We start from the raw sequence: 14705 nt of genomic DNA, 5'->3' as shown, positions 1-14705 counted from the left end.
TACGATTAAATTATTTAGATTGAATTACTTAGACAACTTAAGTGTAAAGGCAAAATCTCCTTTTTTAACTTTTGGCATTTGTACAGTTAACCCTTTGTCAGTTTGTTTCCAAGTTAGTTTTTCGTCACTACCAAGCATGGTAACATTTTTAATGTTATCGCTTTCTTTTATTGATGAAATAGTAACATTATTTTTTTCTGGCCACTCCATAAGAATTGCATAAATATTACCATCTTTTTGCGTAAAACGCATATCTTGACCCGTAAATGCTTTATTACCACCTTCTGAATGATGACCTGTACCCACTTCTGTAGGACCTTCGCCAAACGTTCTCCAGTATTTTGTATCGTAAATTGCTTCGCCATTAATAGCTAACCAAGCCCCTATTTGTAATAAAATTTCTGCTTGATCTTCAGGAATTGTTCCGTCTGCTTTTGGACCCACATTTAATAATAGATTACCATTTTTAGAAACAATATCAATTAAATCATCAACCAAAGAATTTGCCGTTTTAGATTTCCAATTGGTAACATGAGACCATGAATTTTTACCTATTGAAGTATCTGTTTGCCAAGGAAGTTTACGAATATCTGGTAATTTTCCTCTTTCTAAATCATAAATAACTGTACCTTCTGGAAAAGCTTGTTCGTAAAAGTTTTTGTCTTGTAAAACCACTTCTTTGCCCCACTCAAGACCTTTGTTATAATAATAAGCAGCCAATTTTGGTCTGTATTCTCTAAATTCTGGAGTATCTAACATAAAATCGAACCAAAGAATATCTGGTTGATAGTTGTCTATTAAATCTTTTGTTCTTAACCACCAACGTTTTTTAAATGCTTCTGAAACTGGTTCTCTTAAATCTTTTCCTTTTGATGAATATAAATCTGCATATTCTGGATCTGTAGTATCAAAATGATCTTTTTTATTGTAAAAAGACCAGTTAAACGCAAAGTGAGAAGAAGCCCCCATTATTAAACCTTGCTTTCTACCCTCTTTCATTAACTCACCCAAAACATCTCTTTTTGGTCCCATATCAAAAGAATTCCAACGAGTTGTATTCGATTTATACATTGCAAAACCATCATGATGATCTGCAACTGGCACTACATATTTAGCTCCGGCTTTTTTGAAAAGTGAAATCCATTCTTCTGGTTGAAAATTTTCTGCTTTAAACATTGGTATAAAATCTTTGTAACCAAAATCTTTAGGATTACCATAAGTTTTTACATGGTGTTTATGTGCCATATGTGGCCCATCTTTTTGATGTTTTAATTGGGCTGAAAAAACAGCAGAATCCATATACATATTTCTAGGATACCATTCTGAAGCGTAAGCAGGAACAGCATAAGCACCCCAATGAATAAAGATTCCGAATTTCTTTTGATTAAACCATTCAGGATCTTTGTAGTGCTTTTTTATAGATTCCCAATTTGCTTCATAAACTTCTTTTTTATCTGCAACTGGTTTTTTTTCTTCTGTTTTACAAGAAACAAGAACAACAATTGCAAATAAAATTAGTGCTGATAATTTCCTACTCATTATAACTTTGGTTTATTAATTTTATACTCATACAAATTAGGTTCATTTTTAATAAATAGTAATAATCGTATGTTTTAATTTGTACAACAAATAGTCATTTGTTCTAAATTGCTAGTGTTTAGAGCAAGTTTATACAGATTTAGGATACAAAAAAGGCCTTTAAAATATTTTTAAAGGCCTTAATTAATCAAAAGTTCTAAAGAAATAAATATTATTTATCCCAAATATTTTCCATTTCTTCTAGAGTTTTTCCTTTGGTTTCAGGTACATATTTCCATACAAACCACATGGCTAATAAAGACATAATACCATACACCCAATAGGCAAAACCGTGATTGAATTGCTCTGTAAGTTGTGTATTGTCGTTCATCATCGGAAAAGTTAAGGATACCAAATAATTAGAAATCCATTGTGCAGCTACAGCTATTGCCATTGCTTTTCCTCTAATTTTATTCGGAAAAATTTCTGACAACAACACCCAAGTAACTGGCCCCCAACTTAAGGCAAAACTAGCTACATACAACATCATACATGCTAAAGCCAAATAACCTGTTGCCCCTGAGAAAAACACAAATCCAAGTGCCAACATAGCTACTGCCATTCCAAAAGCACCAATTAACATTAATGGTTTTCTACCTTTTTTATCCACAGTTTTTACAGCGATAATGGTAAATAAGAAATTTACAATACCAACAATAATGGTTAATAACAATGCACCATCTGTGTTAGGATCTATAGATTTAAAAATTTCTGGTGCATAATACAACACCACATTTATACCAACAAATTGCTGAAAAACAGAAAGCAGAATACCAATAATAATTACAGTCCAACCATAAGACAATAGCTTACCAGAAGTTTCTGTTACAGAATTTTTAATTTCTGATAAAATTCGTTTTCCTTCTGATTCTCCATTAACTTTAATTAAAACATCTAAAGCTTCTTCTGGTTTATTTTTTAACATTAGAGAACGAGGAGTATCTGGTACAAAAAACAAGAGTCCCAAAAACAAACCAGCAGGAATAACTTCTGAAGCGAACATCCATCTCCAACCCACTTCATTTAACCAATCATCAGAACCACCACTTTTAGAAATAAAATAGTTTACAAAATAAACCACCATAAAACCACCTACAATAGCTAATTGATTAAAAGAAACCAACCTTCCTCTGCTGTCTGCAGGTGCAATTTCTGCAATATATAAAGGAGATAACATAGAGGCTAAACCAACACCAATACCACCCAAAATTCTGTAAATGATAAATACTGTAGAAAATGTATGATCTAATTCGCCAATTGGCGCAAGAAACATTTCTGGCATTGCAGAACCCAATGCAGAAATTAAAAACAATATTGCAGCTAGAATTAAACCTTTTTTTCTACCTAATTTTTTACTTACTAGTCCACCAAAAACACCACCAATTATACAACCAATTAAAGCACTAGCTACTAAAAACCCTTTAAAAGCATTTGCAGCACCTTCTGATAAACCTTTAGGGCTTACAAAAAAACTTTCTAAAGAACCTACTGTTCCTGAGATTACACCAGTATCATAACCAAAGAGGAGTCCTCCTAAAGTGGCTACCAAAGTTAATTTTAGCAGATAACCTGAGTTTGTTGTTTTTTCCATAATAGTGTTTTTAGTTAATTCGTTTTTAGTTAAAAAAACCCAATTCAATTTTAAAACTGAATTGGGTCGATTGTTTTTAAATGTATTGATTTATTATATTTTCAAATAATTCTTGTTTACCACTTTGTAAGGTTAATTCTCCATTTTCTTGAGCAATTTTGTATAAATCTTGCATGCTTAATTTTCCATCTTCAAAAGATTTTCCATTTCCAGAATCGAAAGAAGCATAACGTTCTTCTCTCATTTTGTCGTAAGGTGATGAAGTAATGATTTTATCTGCAATTAAAAGCGCTCTTGCAAAAGTATCTGCACCACCAATGTGTGCGTAAAAAACATCTTCTAAATCTGTAGAATTTCTTCTGATTTTTGCATCGAAATTAACACCTCCACCTTGTAAACCACCAGCTTTTAAGAACACCAACATAGCTTCTGTAGTTTCTTGAATGTTGTTTGGAAACTGATCTGTATCCCAACCATTTTGGTAATCTCCACGATTTGCATCTAAACTACCTAACATCCCTGCATTTGCAGCAACTTCTAATTCGTGCTGAAAAGTATGTTGTGCTAATGTTGCGTGATTTACTTCGATATTAATTTTAAAATCGTCTTGTAAACCATATTTATTTAAAAACCCTATGGCTGTTGCAGAATCAAAATCGTATTGATGTTTCATTGGCTCCATTGGTTTTGGCTCTATAAAAAAGTTTCCTTTAAAACCTTGTGCTCTTGCATAATCTCTTGCCATGGTTAAAAACTGACCCATATGATCTAGCTCACGCCCCATATCTGTGTTTAACAAAGACATGTAACCTTCTCTACCTCCCCAAAAAACGTAATTTTCTCCACCTAATTTAATGGTAGCATCCATTGCCAATTTTATTTGACCTCCTGCTCTTGCAACTACATTAAAATCTGGATTTGTAGAAGCACCATTCATATAACGTGGATTTGAAAAACAATTGGCTGTACCCCAAAGTAATTTAATACCTGTTTCTGCTTGTTTTTCTTTGATGTAATCAGTTATTGTTGATAATCTTTTTTCTGATTCTGCAAAGGTTGCGCCTTCTTGAATTAAATCGTAATCGTGAAAACAGAAATAATCAAACCCCATTTTAGTGATAAATTCAAAAGCTGCATCTGCTTTGTCTTTTGCTGCTTGTACTGGATCTGATGATTGATCCCAAGCAAAATTTTGTGTTCCAGGACCAAAAGGATCTGATCCTTGACCACAGAAGGTGTGCCAATATGCAATTGCAAATTTAAAGTGCTCTCGCATTGTTTTACCTGCTACAACTTGATCTGGATTGTAGTATTTAAATGCTAAAGGATTGTCTGATTCTTTGCCTTCGAATTTAATTTTTTCTATGCCTTTGAAATACTCTTTAGTTGCCATTTTATTCTTTTTTATTGTTTATTATATTTATTTTTCTACTTGCGTTAGGGATTGAAATGGAAATCCTTTTTTGAGGAACGAAAAAAAGATTGGAGTGTAAAGCCCGACTTTAATTCTGAACGCTTTCAGAATAAAGTAACGCCCAAAACCTTTTAATTTTTGTTCAATCTAATTTCTAATTCTGTTTTCCAGTTTTGATAAGCCTCTTCGTAAACCGCTTTGTTTTTTAAGGGCTCAAATGTCATAACATGATCGTTTTTGGTGATGTTTTCTCCAAAGGTTTTAAAATCGCCATTGCGTAAACCCACTGCTCTTGCTGCACCAATTGCACCTGTTGTATTGTAAATTTCGATTTCTTGACCAATTAAAGTTGCCACTGTTTTCGAAAATATTTCTGAACGATATAAATTGTCGTTTCCTGCTCTAATTACATCTATTTTGGCATTGTCGTTTTTTAGAATTTCCATTCCGTAAACAAACGAAAAAGCAATACCTTCTAGAGCTGCCCTGCATAAATGCGCTTTGTTATGTATATTAAAATTTAGGTTGATGATATGCGCATCTATATTTCTATTGTTTAGCATTCTTTCTGCGCCATTACCAAATGGTAAAATGACAACGCCTTCTGAACCCACAGCAACTTCTGATGCTTTTTGATTCATTTCTTGGTAAGAACTTACGTCTAAATTATTTAGCAACCATCTGTACTGAATTCCTGAACCATTAATACACAATAATTTACCTACATTTTTATCTGTTGCAGCAACATTAATGTGTGCAAAATTGTTGATTCTTATAGATTCTTTAGATTTTAATTGATCTGTAACTGCATAAATAACACCAGATGTGCCTCCTGTAGAAGCAACTTCTCCTGGTTTAAAAACATTTAAAGACAATGCGTTGTTCGTTTGATCTCCTGCTCTGTACACCACAGGAATTCCTTCTGGTAAGCCTGTTTTTTCTGAAGCTTGTTTACTAACCTCTCCTTGATTTGTGAAATTATCGACAACTTCTGGTGTTAAATCTGGTGAAATTCCATAGTATTCTAACAACCAATCTGCTACTTTGTTTTCTTTATAATCCCAAAGAATACCTTCTGATAAACTATTTTTTGTGGAACAGACTTTACCTGATAATTTGGCAGCTATAAAATCTCCAGGCAACATGTATTTGTAAATTTTCTGATAAATTTCTGGCTCATTGTCTTTTACCCACTTTAACTTAGAAGCTGTAAAATTACCTGGAGAATTCAACAAATGTGTGGTACATTTTTCTTCTAAATCTGAAAACGCTTTGTTGCCAATTTCTACAGCTCTACTATCGCACCAAATGATAGAATTTCTTAAAGCTTTTAACTGTTTATCTACCACCACCAAGCCATGCATTTGATAAGAAATACCAATACCTGTAATTTTTGAAGCGTCTATTTTAGACTCTGCAATAACTTTTTGAGTTGCTGTACAAATATAGTTCCACCACATTTCTGGGTCTTGTTCTGCCCAGTCTTTTTGAACCGCTAGAATTTCCATTTCTACTTCTGGTTCGTTTTTAGTGATGATATTTGCGCCTGAATTTGCATCTACCAATGCAACTTTTATGGATGAACTACCAATATCGTAACCTATGTAATACATATTATAAAGATTCTCTTAATGTTAATTTTGTTGGTACATAATGCTGCATCTTTTTTTCTTGCATAACAAATTCTGCAGCTTTAGTACCTAATTCTTTAAAATCTGTTGAAATAACTGAAATACCTTTGTATATAAATTTTTTCATAGGCGTTTCATTATAAGATAGAAAGCCTACATCTAAACCAGGTTCGTAATTTTTTTCTTTTGCTTGTTCTAAAAAAGTTCCCAACATTCTATCGCTTGTACTTATATACGCTGTATGTTTTTTGACTTTAAAAGTATTTGGATCTGTTACAATTTTATATGTAAAGTTGTGTTTAGAACAATATTCTTTAAAATAATGAACAGTTTCTATGGGATGATACGTAAAGGTTGGATACAAAAAAACCAACTCTTTATATTTTTTAAATGCTTCTGTAGCCTCTTGTAGTGCTTCGAAAAATGCTTTGCCAAAATCTTGAAAAACATAATTGTTTTTACTGTTAGAATGTACACTCCAGTCGATTAATAATAACTTATCATTATCAATATCAGAAATAACTTCAGGAACATCATTATGATTAAAAGGCATCACAATATACTTGTAATACTTACCCTTAGAATTGTTAAGAATTGTTTTAAAATTATCGATATTATAATGATGAAATTGCAAATCGACAATAATATTTTTTGATATTTTTTTTACAAAAGAATGATACACCACTTCTTTATACGCCTTAAAAGTATCTAGTACTAACAAAACTTTTTTAGTTTCATTAGCCACATAGTACCCTTTATTAGGTACAGATTCTATAACTCCATTTTCTTTTAACATAGAATACGCTTTAAAAACGGTATCTCTAGAAAGTTGAGCTGTTGTACAAATTTTATTTACTGAAGGTATGGCATCCCCTTTTTCAAATAGATTTTCTGCAATTGCATCGTTAATTGCATTTACTACTTGTTGATATTTTGGTATATCACTTTGATGATTAATTTTTAAATAAAAATCTTTATCCATACTGTTCTGTTGTGGTCTGTAAATTTAATAAAAATTTTTGCATACAATAAAAATTAAACTAAAAAATAGTAAAATCATAAAATAAAGCAGATTTAATTAAAAATCTGCTTTATTCAATTTTATAGTTCTAACTATTAATCATTCCAATGTTCGTCAATTACTTTCTGAATATGTGGATATTTCTCACCATCTTCTTCGTTTAATTCTTTACGTTTTGCAATTAATTGTTCTTTTAAATTGGCAATAATCTCTTTATATTCTGGATTATTGTATGCATTGTTCATTTCTTTGGGATCTTTGGTTAGATCGTAAAACTCCCAAGCTGCTGGTGTGTGTAACGTAAATCGATTACCCCAACTCTTTTTGTTCCATTCTGCATCTGGATTGTCTGTATCTACCCAATATTTACCGTAGAAAAATATCAACTTGTATTTTTTAGTTCTAATACCAAAATGCGCAGGATTTGCATGTGCATGAGCCATATGCATCCAATATCTATAATAGGTAGATTGTTGCCAACCTTCTGGTTCTTCGCCAGTTTCTAAAATATGCTTAAAACTATGTCCTTGCATTTCTTCTGGAGGTGTACCACCTGCCATTTCTATTAAAGTTGGTGCAAAATCTGTATTATTAATAATAGCATCAGTTCTGGTACCTGCTTTAATTTTTTCTGGATATCTTACAAAAAATGGCATGCGTAAAGATTCTTCGTACATCCATCTTTTATCAATATAATCATGCTCGCCTAACATAAATCCTTGGTCTCCTGTGTATACAATAATTGTATTGTCGTACAAACCTTCTTCTTTTAGGTATTTGATTAACCTTGCTACATTATCATCAACTCCTTTTACACATCTTAAATATCTTTTTAAATATTCTTGATAAGTAGCACTCAAATATTCTTTACCTTCTAGTTTTTCAGCTTGTTTATAATCGAAATCTGGGTTGTTACGTTTTATAAACTTATCACTCCACAAACGCATCCCCATATGTCTAATGGTATTTCTTTTTGATAAAGAAGAACCAATTACGTTTATTAAAGAATCGTTTTTACCTCTTGTAGCTTCTGAACCATTGTTTTTGTTATCATAAAAACTTTCTGGTTCTGGAATAAAAGTATCTGCTAAATAATCTTTATATCTTGGTGCGTACTGAAAATCGTCATGAGGTGCTTTGTATTGATGAAATAACACAAATGGTTTGTTTTTATCGCGCTTATTTTTTAACCAATCTAAAGTAATGTCTGCCACAATATCAGAACTGTGCCCTTTGTACATTTTACCTTCATATTCTGGGTCTTTCTCATTTTTGAATTTCATACCAGTTTCTGTCATGTACGGATCAAAATAAGAACCTTGTTGCCCGTGTTTTGTAAACACACTGTAATAATCGAAATTTGGCTCTTCTTTTAAATGCCATTTACCAATCATAGCAGTTTGATAACCCAATTTCTTCATTTCTATTGGTAAATATTGATGATCTTTTGGCAAGCTACCTTCTAAATCTAGCACTCCATTTGCTTGTGAGTGTTGGCCAGTTAAAATAGCGGCTCTACTTGGTGTACAAATAGAATTATTTACAAAACAGTTATCGAAAATAATACCTTCTTTTGCAATTTTATCTAAAGTAGGTGTAGGATTTAATTTTGATAAACGACTATTATAAATACCAAATGCTTGCGAGGTATGATCGTCTGCCATAATATAAATTATATTTGGCTGCTTGGTTGTTTTTTGACTTTCTGCTTGTTTACAAGAGAAAAAACTTAGTACTAAAGTTAGAATTGCAATTCTTTTTAAAAACATCATTTATAGAATATTTACGTAAATTAATTATCAGCTAAAACAAATAACTAATAATTTACAACAAAGCAATTACACAAATAGGTTAATCAATAAAACAAATGTTCTTTTAGCAAAACATTTTTACTGTGTTTTATCTTTACTTTTTAATAATTCTTGCTCCCAATAAGCAACAATTTGCTCATCTGTAGCATTTTCTGGTAAACCTTTCTTTTTTAATCCTTTTAAATAATATGCATAAGAACCATTTTTAGCTTTTTGAATAGCTTCTAAAGATTCTGGTTTTATATCTTTTTCAATTTCTTTTAATTGCGATGATAAAGTTGTAAAAAGCGTATTTTTTATGGTTTGATAAGCTTCATTATCCGCTAAATTATACAATTCATTTTTATCATTTTGCAAATTGTACAACTCTATTTCTGGGCGTTTTTCTGCCATAAATTGATTGTATGGATATTTCAATTCACCTTTTTTATGCAATACTTTATATAACGAAAAAGCTGGGTATTGTAACTTTTTATAAGATGACAATTGCATGTAAGGCAAATGTGGCATTCTATTCCAAATTAATTTAAATTTGCCATCAGAAATGGAACGAATATCATCTACTGCATCTCCACAGCGATCTCTAAAACCGAAAACATAATCTCTTTTTTCATCACCTAAAACATCTTTTCCGTGCATATTTTTAGGGACATCAAGATTTGCAAATTTTAAGGTGCTTGCAGTTACATCAACCAAACTAATTAAATCGTTTTTAACAGTACCTGAATGGTTTTTCTTTGGATAACGAACAATTAACGGAATTGCCAAACCCCCTTGATACAACCATTGTTTATCTCTTAAATGCGGACGACCATGATCGCCAAATAAAATAACAATGGTATTATCTGATAAGCCTTCTTTTTCTAATCGTTCTAAAATCTGCCCGACTTTTTTGTCTGCAATTTGAACACTTTCTAAATATTTTGCCCAATCTGCTTTTAACAATGGATAATCTGGATAAACTTCTGGCAAGGTTACCTTTTTATAATCTATAGGATTTTCTTTATCGTATTTAAAATCTCTGTGAGGCTCGTGAATTTGAATTTGTGCAAAAAATGGCTGCCCTTCCTTACGCTGACTCCAATCTGTACCATCAAAAAATTTATTGCCTAAAAAATTATAATCTTCTTTTCCTTTTTTATTGCTATTGTGTGCCCAACCATTTGTACAGAAATATCCTTTTTGCTGAAAAAGCTCCATTATTGTAGCAATATTTTTAGGTAATTTTTCTTTGTTGATGGTTCTATGATTCAACACATTTATAGCACTAGGATACATGCCCGTAATTTGCGAAGAACGACTTGATGAACAAACAGGCGCATTTGCAAAAGCGTTGGTATACAAAACACCTTCGCTTGCCAATTTATCGATATTGGGTGTTTTTACATCAGGATTTCCATAACAACTTAACTCTTTACCTAAATCATCAAGATTAATCCAAAGAATATTGGGAGGTATATTTTCTTCATTAGATTTTTTACAACCAAAAACAAAAAATATAGATAAAAATAAAAACTTAATGATATTATTATTCATGCTCTTTTTTAATTCGTTTTAACTGTTTTTTTGATAATTTTCTAGAAAAATAAACTTCAGGGTCAAGATATAATCGAGTATCTTTCATCTCTGGATCATCTAAATCTAAACTTAAATCGCAATCAAATCTTGCCAAATAACTGTATTTTCTTCTCTTACCAACACTTGCACCTTGAGCACCTGTAAAATGCGATAATCCCCAAGTAATTCCACGTCCATTACCATTACTTGTAAATGCATCAGGCACATAAGAACCAGCAGCAAAAGGTATAAAAGATGACGTTGCTGCAATATCAAAACTAACTCCATCTGGCGCATATTGAATAGTATTGTGCTCATTACCATCTCTTGGAACTAGTGCTGCTACACCTTCTTTAAAAGGAAAAAGTGCAGTTTCGTGACCTGAATTAAACAAAGGATTTAAAGGATGTTTTTCAAAAGGTCCTAAAGGATCATCTGCCATAGCTAACCCAGCAGCCACCAAATATTTTGGACGTACTCCATAAGCTGCTTTGTAATAAATATAAATTTTGCCTTTATAAACAATAGGATAAGGATCATGAATGGAGTATTGATCCCAAGTTCCTGGCTCTCCATTTGGTATGATTTCTTTATCCACAATTGTCCAAGGTCCATCAGGTGAATCTGCATACGCAGCAGCTACAGGACAATGATCTCCTTTTGTTCCACTTGCCTCATTAAATGCTTGAAAATACAAGTAATATTTACCTTTCCATTTTAAGATATCTGTGGTAGTTACAGAACGCCATCCTAAAGCAGGTTTTTTTGGTCGTTTAATAGCAGGCCCCTGCTCTTCCCAAGTAATGCCGTCTTTTGATGTTGCATACCAAATATCAGCTAAATCCCAATCTGTTGATGGAATTATGTCTGTGGATAAATGTGCTCTAGAAAAACCTACAGGAGGTTTTACTGTTTTTCTGTAGGTATACCAAACGTAATATTTTCCATTCTCTTTAATGATTTTTGATGGATCTCTTCTAGAAATTGTTCCATCACCATTATTATAATCGAAACCATTTATTTTAGTGTATTTAAATTGCGAATACAATTCGTTGTCTTGAGGTCTTGGAGCCATATACCTATCATACAATCTTTCATTAGCAGCACTTAAAGGTCTGTCTGGTTTTGTTTGTGGTATATGCCAAGGATAACCTTTTAAGGTATCTAATGACTGCTGTTCTTTTTGCTCTTTTGCTGTATCAGTTTGCTGTGTACAAGAAACGAATCCTATACTTGCAACTAATAAAATTCCATATTTTAATTTAAAAATTATTTCCATTTTTTATACACTTTTTTTAATTGATAATATGCTTTCTTTTTATTTCTCCTTTCATCAACAATACCCCATTCTCTAAAACCTGATTTTGGGGTTCCTTTATAATTGCTCCTATAATCATTGTAACACCAAAGAGAAAATCCTGTTATATATGGGTATTTTTCGAGTTCTGCTAACCAACTCAATAAATCATCTTGCAAAACAGCATCTGGAGCTGGCCCAATTTGACCTTTACCAATTTCAGAAACAAACATAGGTTTGTTTGGAAATTTCTCGTGCACTTTTTCTACAATTTTTATTGCATGACCATAACTGTTGATCGATAAAAAATCTACTTTTTCATAAGGTTCAGTTCCAATTTCACCTGCTTGATATGCTGTATTGCTTACATAAGTTTTTAATCTTGTGGAATCTATTGTTCCCACAAAATCTAACGTCTCATTTACATAGTTATATTGATTTTCTGTAAGATGTTGTTTTCCCCATTTTGGTTCTACTGTTCTTAATTCATTTCCTACACTCCAAGCAACCACAGAAGGGTGATTAAAATCACGTTCTACCATTTCTTGCATCCACTTTTTGGTTATGGGATTGTTTGGTTTTGAATTTGGATCATTTTCTCCCCAAACAGGAATTTCTTCCACTAATAAAAAACCAATACTATCGCAAATTTTTAAAATGTTTTTAGAAAGCGGAGCGTGCATTAATCTTGAAAAATTACATTTTAAATTATTTTTGATGTCTAATAGATCTTTCAACACCAAATGGTCTGGTTCTGTATTCCCATAAAGAGGATGATCATGCACACGATTGATGCCATTCATTCTAACTGCTTTGTTGTTTAAAAAAAACTGTTCTCCTTTCACTTCAAATTTTCTGATTCCGAATTTATCTGAAGCATTATCCACAATAACATTGTTGTTTGTCATAGAACTCTCTAAATCATATAAATTAGGTGAATTAAAATGCCATAATTTTACATCTTCTAAGGGTTTTTGAAACTTTAGATATTTTATTGCTGTTGATTTTTCATCAACATTAATGTTAAATGCAGCTTTATGAATATCTTTAATATCAGTTTGAATTTTTAAAGAAACTGGTGAATCTCCATTATTTTCAACTTTATATTTAATCGTAAAATTTACTTTTTGGGTTTCAAAATCAGGCACTGATGAAATATGTTGATACACAATTCTAACATCATTATTGGCAATAAGATTTACATTTCTACTAATACCACCCCAAGCCCACCAAGCGCCACGTTTGTAGGTATTATCTGCCATAACCAAAACTGAATTTGGTTCGTTTGCATTAATTTTATCGGTAATATTAAATTCAAAAGGCGTATAACCACCAACGTGTTTTCCTAAAAGTTGACCATTTAACCAAACTTTTGCAGTTTCGTAAACTGCATCAAATTGTAATCTGATTTGTTTGTTTTTCCAACTTGTTGGGATGCTAAATTCTTTATGATAATATCCTTTACCAACGTATTCTGAATATTGTTTTCTGGTATCCCAATTTCCAGGAACTTTAATGGTATCCCATTCTGAAAAAGATGCTTTTATAATGTCTTTTTCATTAAGATCATTTGATGCCAAAAATTGCCAAGTACCGTTTAAAGACATTACTTTTTTTGAATATGATTCTGTACTTTTTGAACAAGCACCAATCAATATCACAAAAAATAGTAGAACCGCTTTTTTCATTATTTTCTAGTTTCTTTGGTAATTTTCAACGGAATTTGAAGATTAAAAGAATGACGTACATTATATACATCAATAGAATCTGTTGCACATAATAGTGCAATCGGTTCTCCATTTTCAATAAAAACTTGAGGGCGTTCTAAATGATCAAATTTTATTTTTCTACCATCCGTAAATGTTACAGTTCTATCTGAAATTTTAAAATTTTTGGCTTGATTCCAGTTGATTCCATCATCAGAATCATAATGCACTAAAGAAAAATCTCTTTTTTTCCCTGTATGTTTTATGCGTTTTACAATTGCTCTGTATTTTCCATCTTGATACCAGATGTAAGGATCTTCTGCAGGAAAACGTTCACCTTTAAACGTAAATACAGGATCTGGATATTTTTTAAACGGTCCAGTTGGATTATCTGCAATAGCCACCATATGCACTACTGGGCCACCTGCAGGTAATTTGTATTTTTTACCAACAGCTTTGTACACCATTAATATTTTACCATCAGCCATTTGACAAACAGAAGGATTTGAAGTCATTAACGCATCTGGAGCTAAAGAATCTTTTGAAATATCCAAAACAGGTTTATCAAAACGTTTCCAAGGTCCATTGGGGTTATCAGCAACTGCAACTCCAATTCTTTGGTTATTTCTATGTACCCAATTTATTTTTGCTTTTCCAGGAACACTTACTATTTTTTTATCGCCTGTATTACCCATATAATACAAGTAATATTTGCCATTAAATTTATGAATTGTAGGATTGTGAGTGGTAGAACCATCCCAAAATTGAGGTCCACGATCTGGAAGTGCATCGTTTTTGTGTGTAAATGGTCCAAAAGGTGAATCTGAAACTGCGTGAGAAATGACGGAGTAATTCACCCATTCCCAACCCATTTTTTTTGGCCATTGTGCGTAAAACATATGATATAAACTGTCTTCTCCTTTTACCAAAGAACCACCCCAAATACTTAAACTATCGTTTACAAAAACCGATTTTGGTGATACTTCACCCAATTCAATTTTATAATCAATGATAGTTTCCTTTTTACTCTCTTTTTTATTTGAACAAGCTGTATATAAACCTAAAATTAAGACTGTTAAACCTATTATTTTCTTCATAA

At 32.0% G+C, this 14705-nt stretch carries 10 protein-coding genes; all 10 read right to left on the bottom strand.

Going from position 1 to position 14705, the window contains the following annotated elements; translation table 11 throughout:
* Window positions 1-24: 24 nt before the first annotated feature.
* The 10 genes from ACWYN7_RS03980 to ACWYN7_RS03935 all read right to left on the bottom strand — a co-directional run bounded on the left by ACWYN7_RS03980 (window position 25) and on the right by ACWYN7_RS03935 (window position 14703).
* Entirely contained in the window at window positions 25-1539 is a 1515-nt protein-coding gene (locus tag ACWYN7_RS03980) for an alpha-L-fucosidase (RefSeq protein ID WP_462858553.1), read from the bottom strand.
* A gap of 211 nt (window positions 1540-1750) precedes the next feature.
* Entirely contained in the window at window positions 1751-3172 is a 1422-nt protein-coding gene (gene xylE, locus ACWYN7_RS03975) for a D-xylose transporter XylE (RefSeq protein WP_462858676.1), read from the bottom strand.
* Between the two features lie 73 nt (window positions 3173-3245).
* A complete protein-coding gene (xylA, locus tag ACWYN7_RS03970; RefSeq protein ID WP_459486027.1) occupies window positions 3246-4562 on the bottom strand; it encodes a xylose isomerase in 1317 nt (438 codons plus the stop codon).
* A 152-nt stretch (window positions 4563-4714) separates the two neighbouring features.
* On the bottom strand, window positions 4715-6196 hold the full coding sequence (locus tag ACWYN7_RS03965; protein WP_462858552.1) for a xylulokinase: 1482 nt from the start codon (window positions 6194-6196) through the stop codon (window positions 4715-4717).
* Between the two features lies 1 nt (window position 6197).
* Window positions 6198-7196, bottom strand: a complete 999-nt coding sequence (locus ACWYN7_RS03960) for a GntR family transcriptional regulator (RefSeq protein ID WP_462858551.1) — start codon at window positions 7194-7196, stop codon at window positions 6198-6200.
* 134 nt (window positions 7197-7330) lie between these two features.
* A complete protein-coding gene (locus ACWYN7_RS03955) occupies window positions 7331-9007 on the bottom strand; it encodes a sulfatase family protein (protein WP_462858550.1) in 1677 nt (558 codons plus the stop codon).
* Between the two features lie 117 nt (window positions 9008-9124).
* Entirely contained in the window at window positions 9125-10582 is a 1458-nt protein-coding gene (locus ACWYN7_RS03950; RefSeq protein ID WP_462858549.1) for a sulfatase family protein, read from the bottom strand.
* Window positions 10575-11882 carry a glycoside hydrolase family 117 protein gene (locus ACWYN7_RS03945; RefSeq protein WP_462858547.1) on the bottom strand — a complete coding sequence of 436 codons (1308 nt, stop codon included), beginning with the start codon at window positions 11880-11882 and terminating at the stop codon, window positions 10575-10577. Before ACWYN7_RS03945 ends, ACWYN7_RS03950 begins: the two co-directional genes overlap by 8 nt.
* On the bottom strand, window positions 11873-13588 hold the full coding sequence (locus tag ACWYN7_RS03940; RefSeq protein ID WP_462858546.1) for a glycoside hydrolase family 2 protein: 1716 nt from the start codon (window positions 13586-13588) through the stop codon (window positions 11873-11875). The genes ACWYN7_RS03945 and ACWYN7_RS03940 overlap by 10 nt, the downstream gene beginning before the upstream one ends.
* Window positions 13588-14703: a glycoside hydrolase family protein gene (locus ACWYN7_RS03935; protein ID WP_462858545.1), complete on the bottom strand. Its 1116-nt coding sequence runs from the start codon at window positions 14701-14703 to the stop codon at window positions 13588-13590. Before ACWYN7_RS03935 ends, ACWYN7_RS03940 begins: the two co-directional genes overlap by 1 nt.
* Window positions 14704-14705: the final 2 nt, after the last annotated feature.

Source organism: Polaribacter sp. M10 (assembly GCF_054968445.1).
The sequence above is the reverse complement of the archived record's forward strand: the minus strand, read 5'-3'. Positions and strand labels throughout refer to the sequence as shown.

Excerpts from the sequence above, each read along its gene's own strand:
- ACWYN7_RS03980 (WP_462858553.1), bottom strand. The coding sequence starts at position 1,539 with ATGAGTAGGAAATTATCAGCACTAATTTTATTTGCAATTGTTGTTCTT.
- xylA (WP_459486027.1), bottom strand. The coding sequence starts at position 4,562 with ATGGCAACTAAAGAGTATTTCAAAGGCATAGAAAAAATTAAATTCGAA.
- ACWYN7_RS03965 (WP_462858552.1), bottom strand. The coding sequence starts at position 6,196 with ATGTATTACATAGGTTACGATATTGGTAGTTCATCCATAAAAGTTGCA.
- ACWYN7_RS03960 (WP_462858551.1), bottom strand. The coding sequence starts at position 7,196 with ATGGATAAAGATTTTTATTTAAAAATTAATCATCAAAGTGATATACCA.
- ACWYN7_RS03955 (WP_462858550.1), bottom strand. The coding sequence starts at position 9,007 with ATGATGTTTTTAAAAAGAATTGCAATTCTAACTTTAGTACTAAGTTTT.
- ACWYN7_RS03950 (WP_462858549.1), bottom strand. The coding sequence starts at position 10,582 with ATGAATAATAATATCATTAAGTTTTTATTTTTATCTATATTTTTTGTT.
- ACWYN7_RS03945 (WP_462858547.1), bottom strand. The coding sequence starts at position 11,882 with ATGGAAATAATTTTTAAATTAAAATATGGAATTTTATTAGTTGCAAGT.
- ACWYN7_RS03940 (WP_462858546.1), bottom strand. The coding sequence starts at position 13,588 with ATGAAAAAAGCGGTTCTACTATTTTTTGTGATATTGATTGGTGCTTGT.
- ACWYN7_RS03935 (WP_462858545.1), bottom strand. The coding sequence starts at position 14,703 with ATGAAGAAAATAATAGGTTTAACAGTCTTAATTTTAGGTTTATATACA.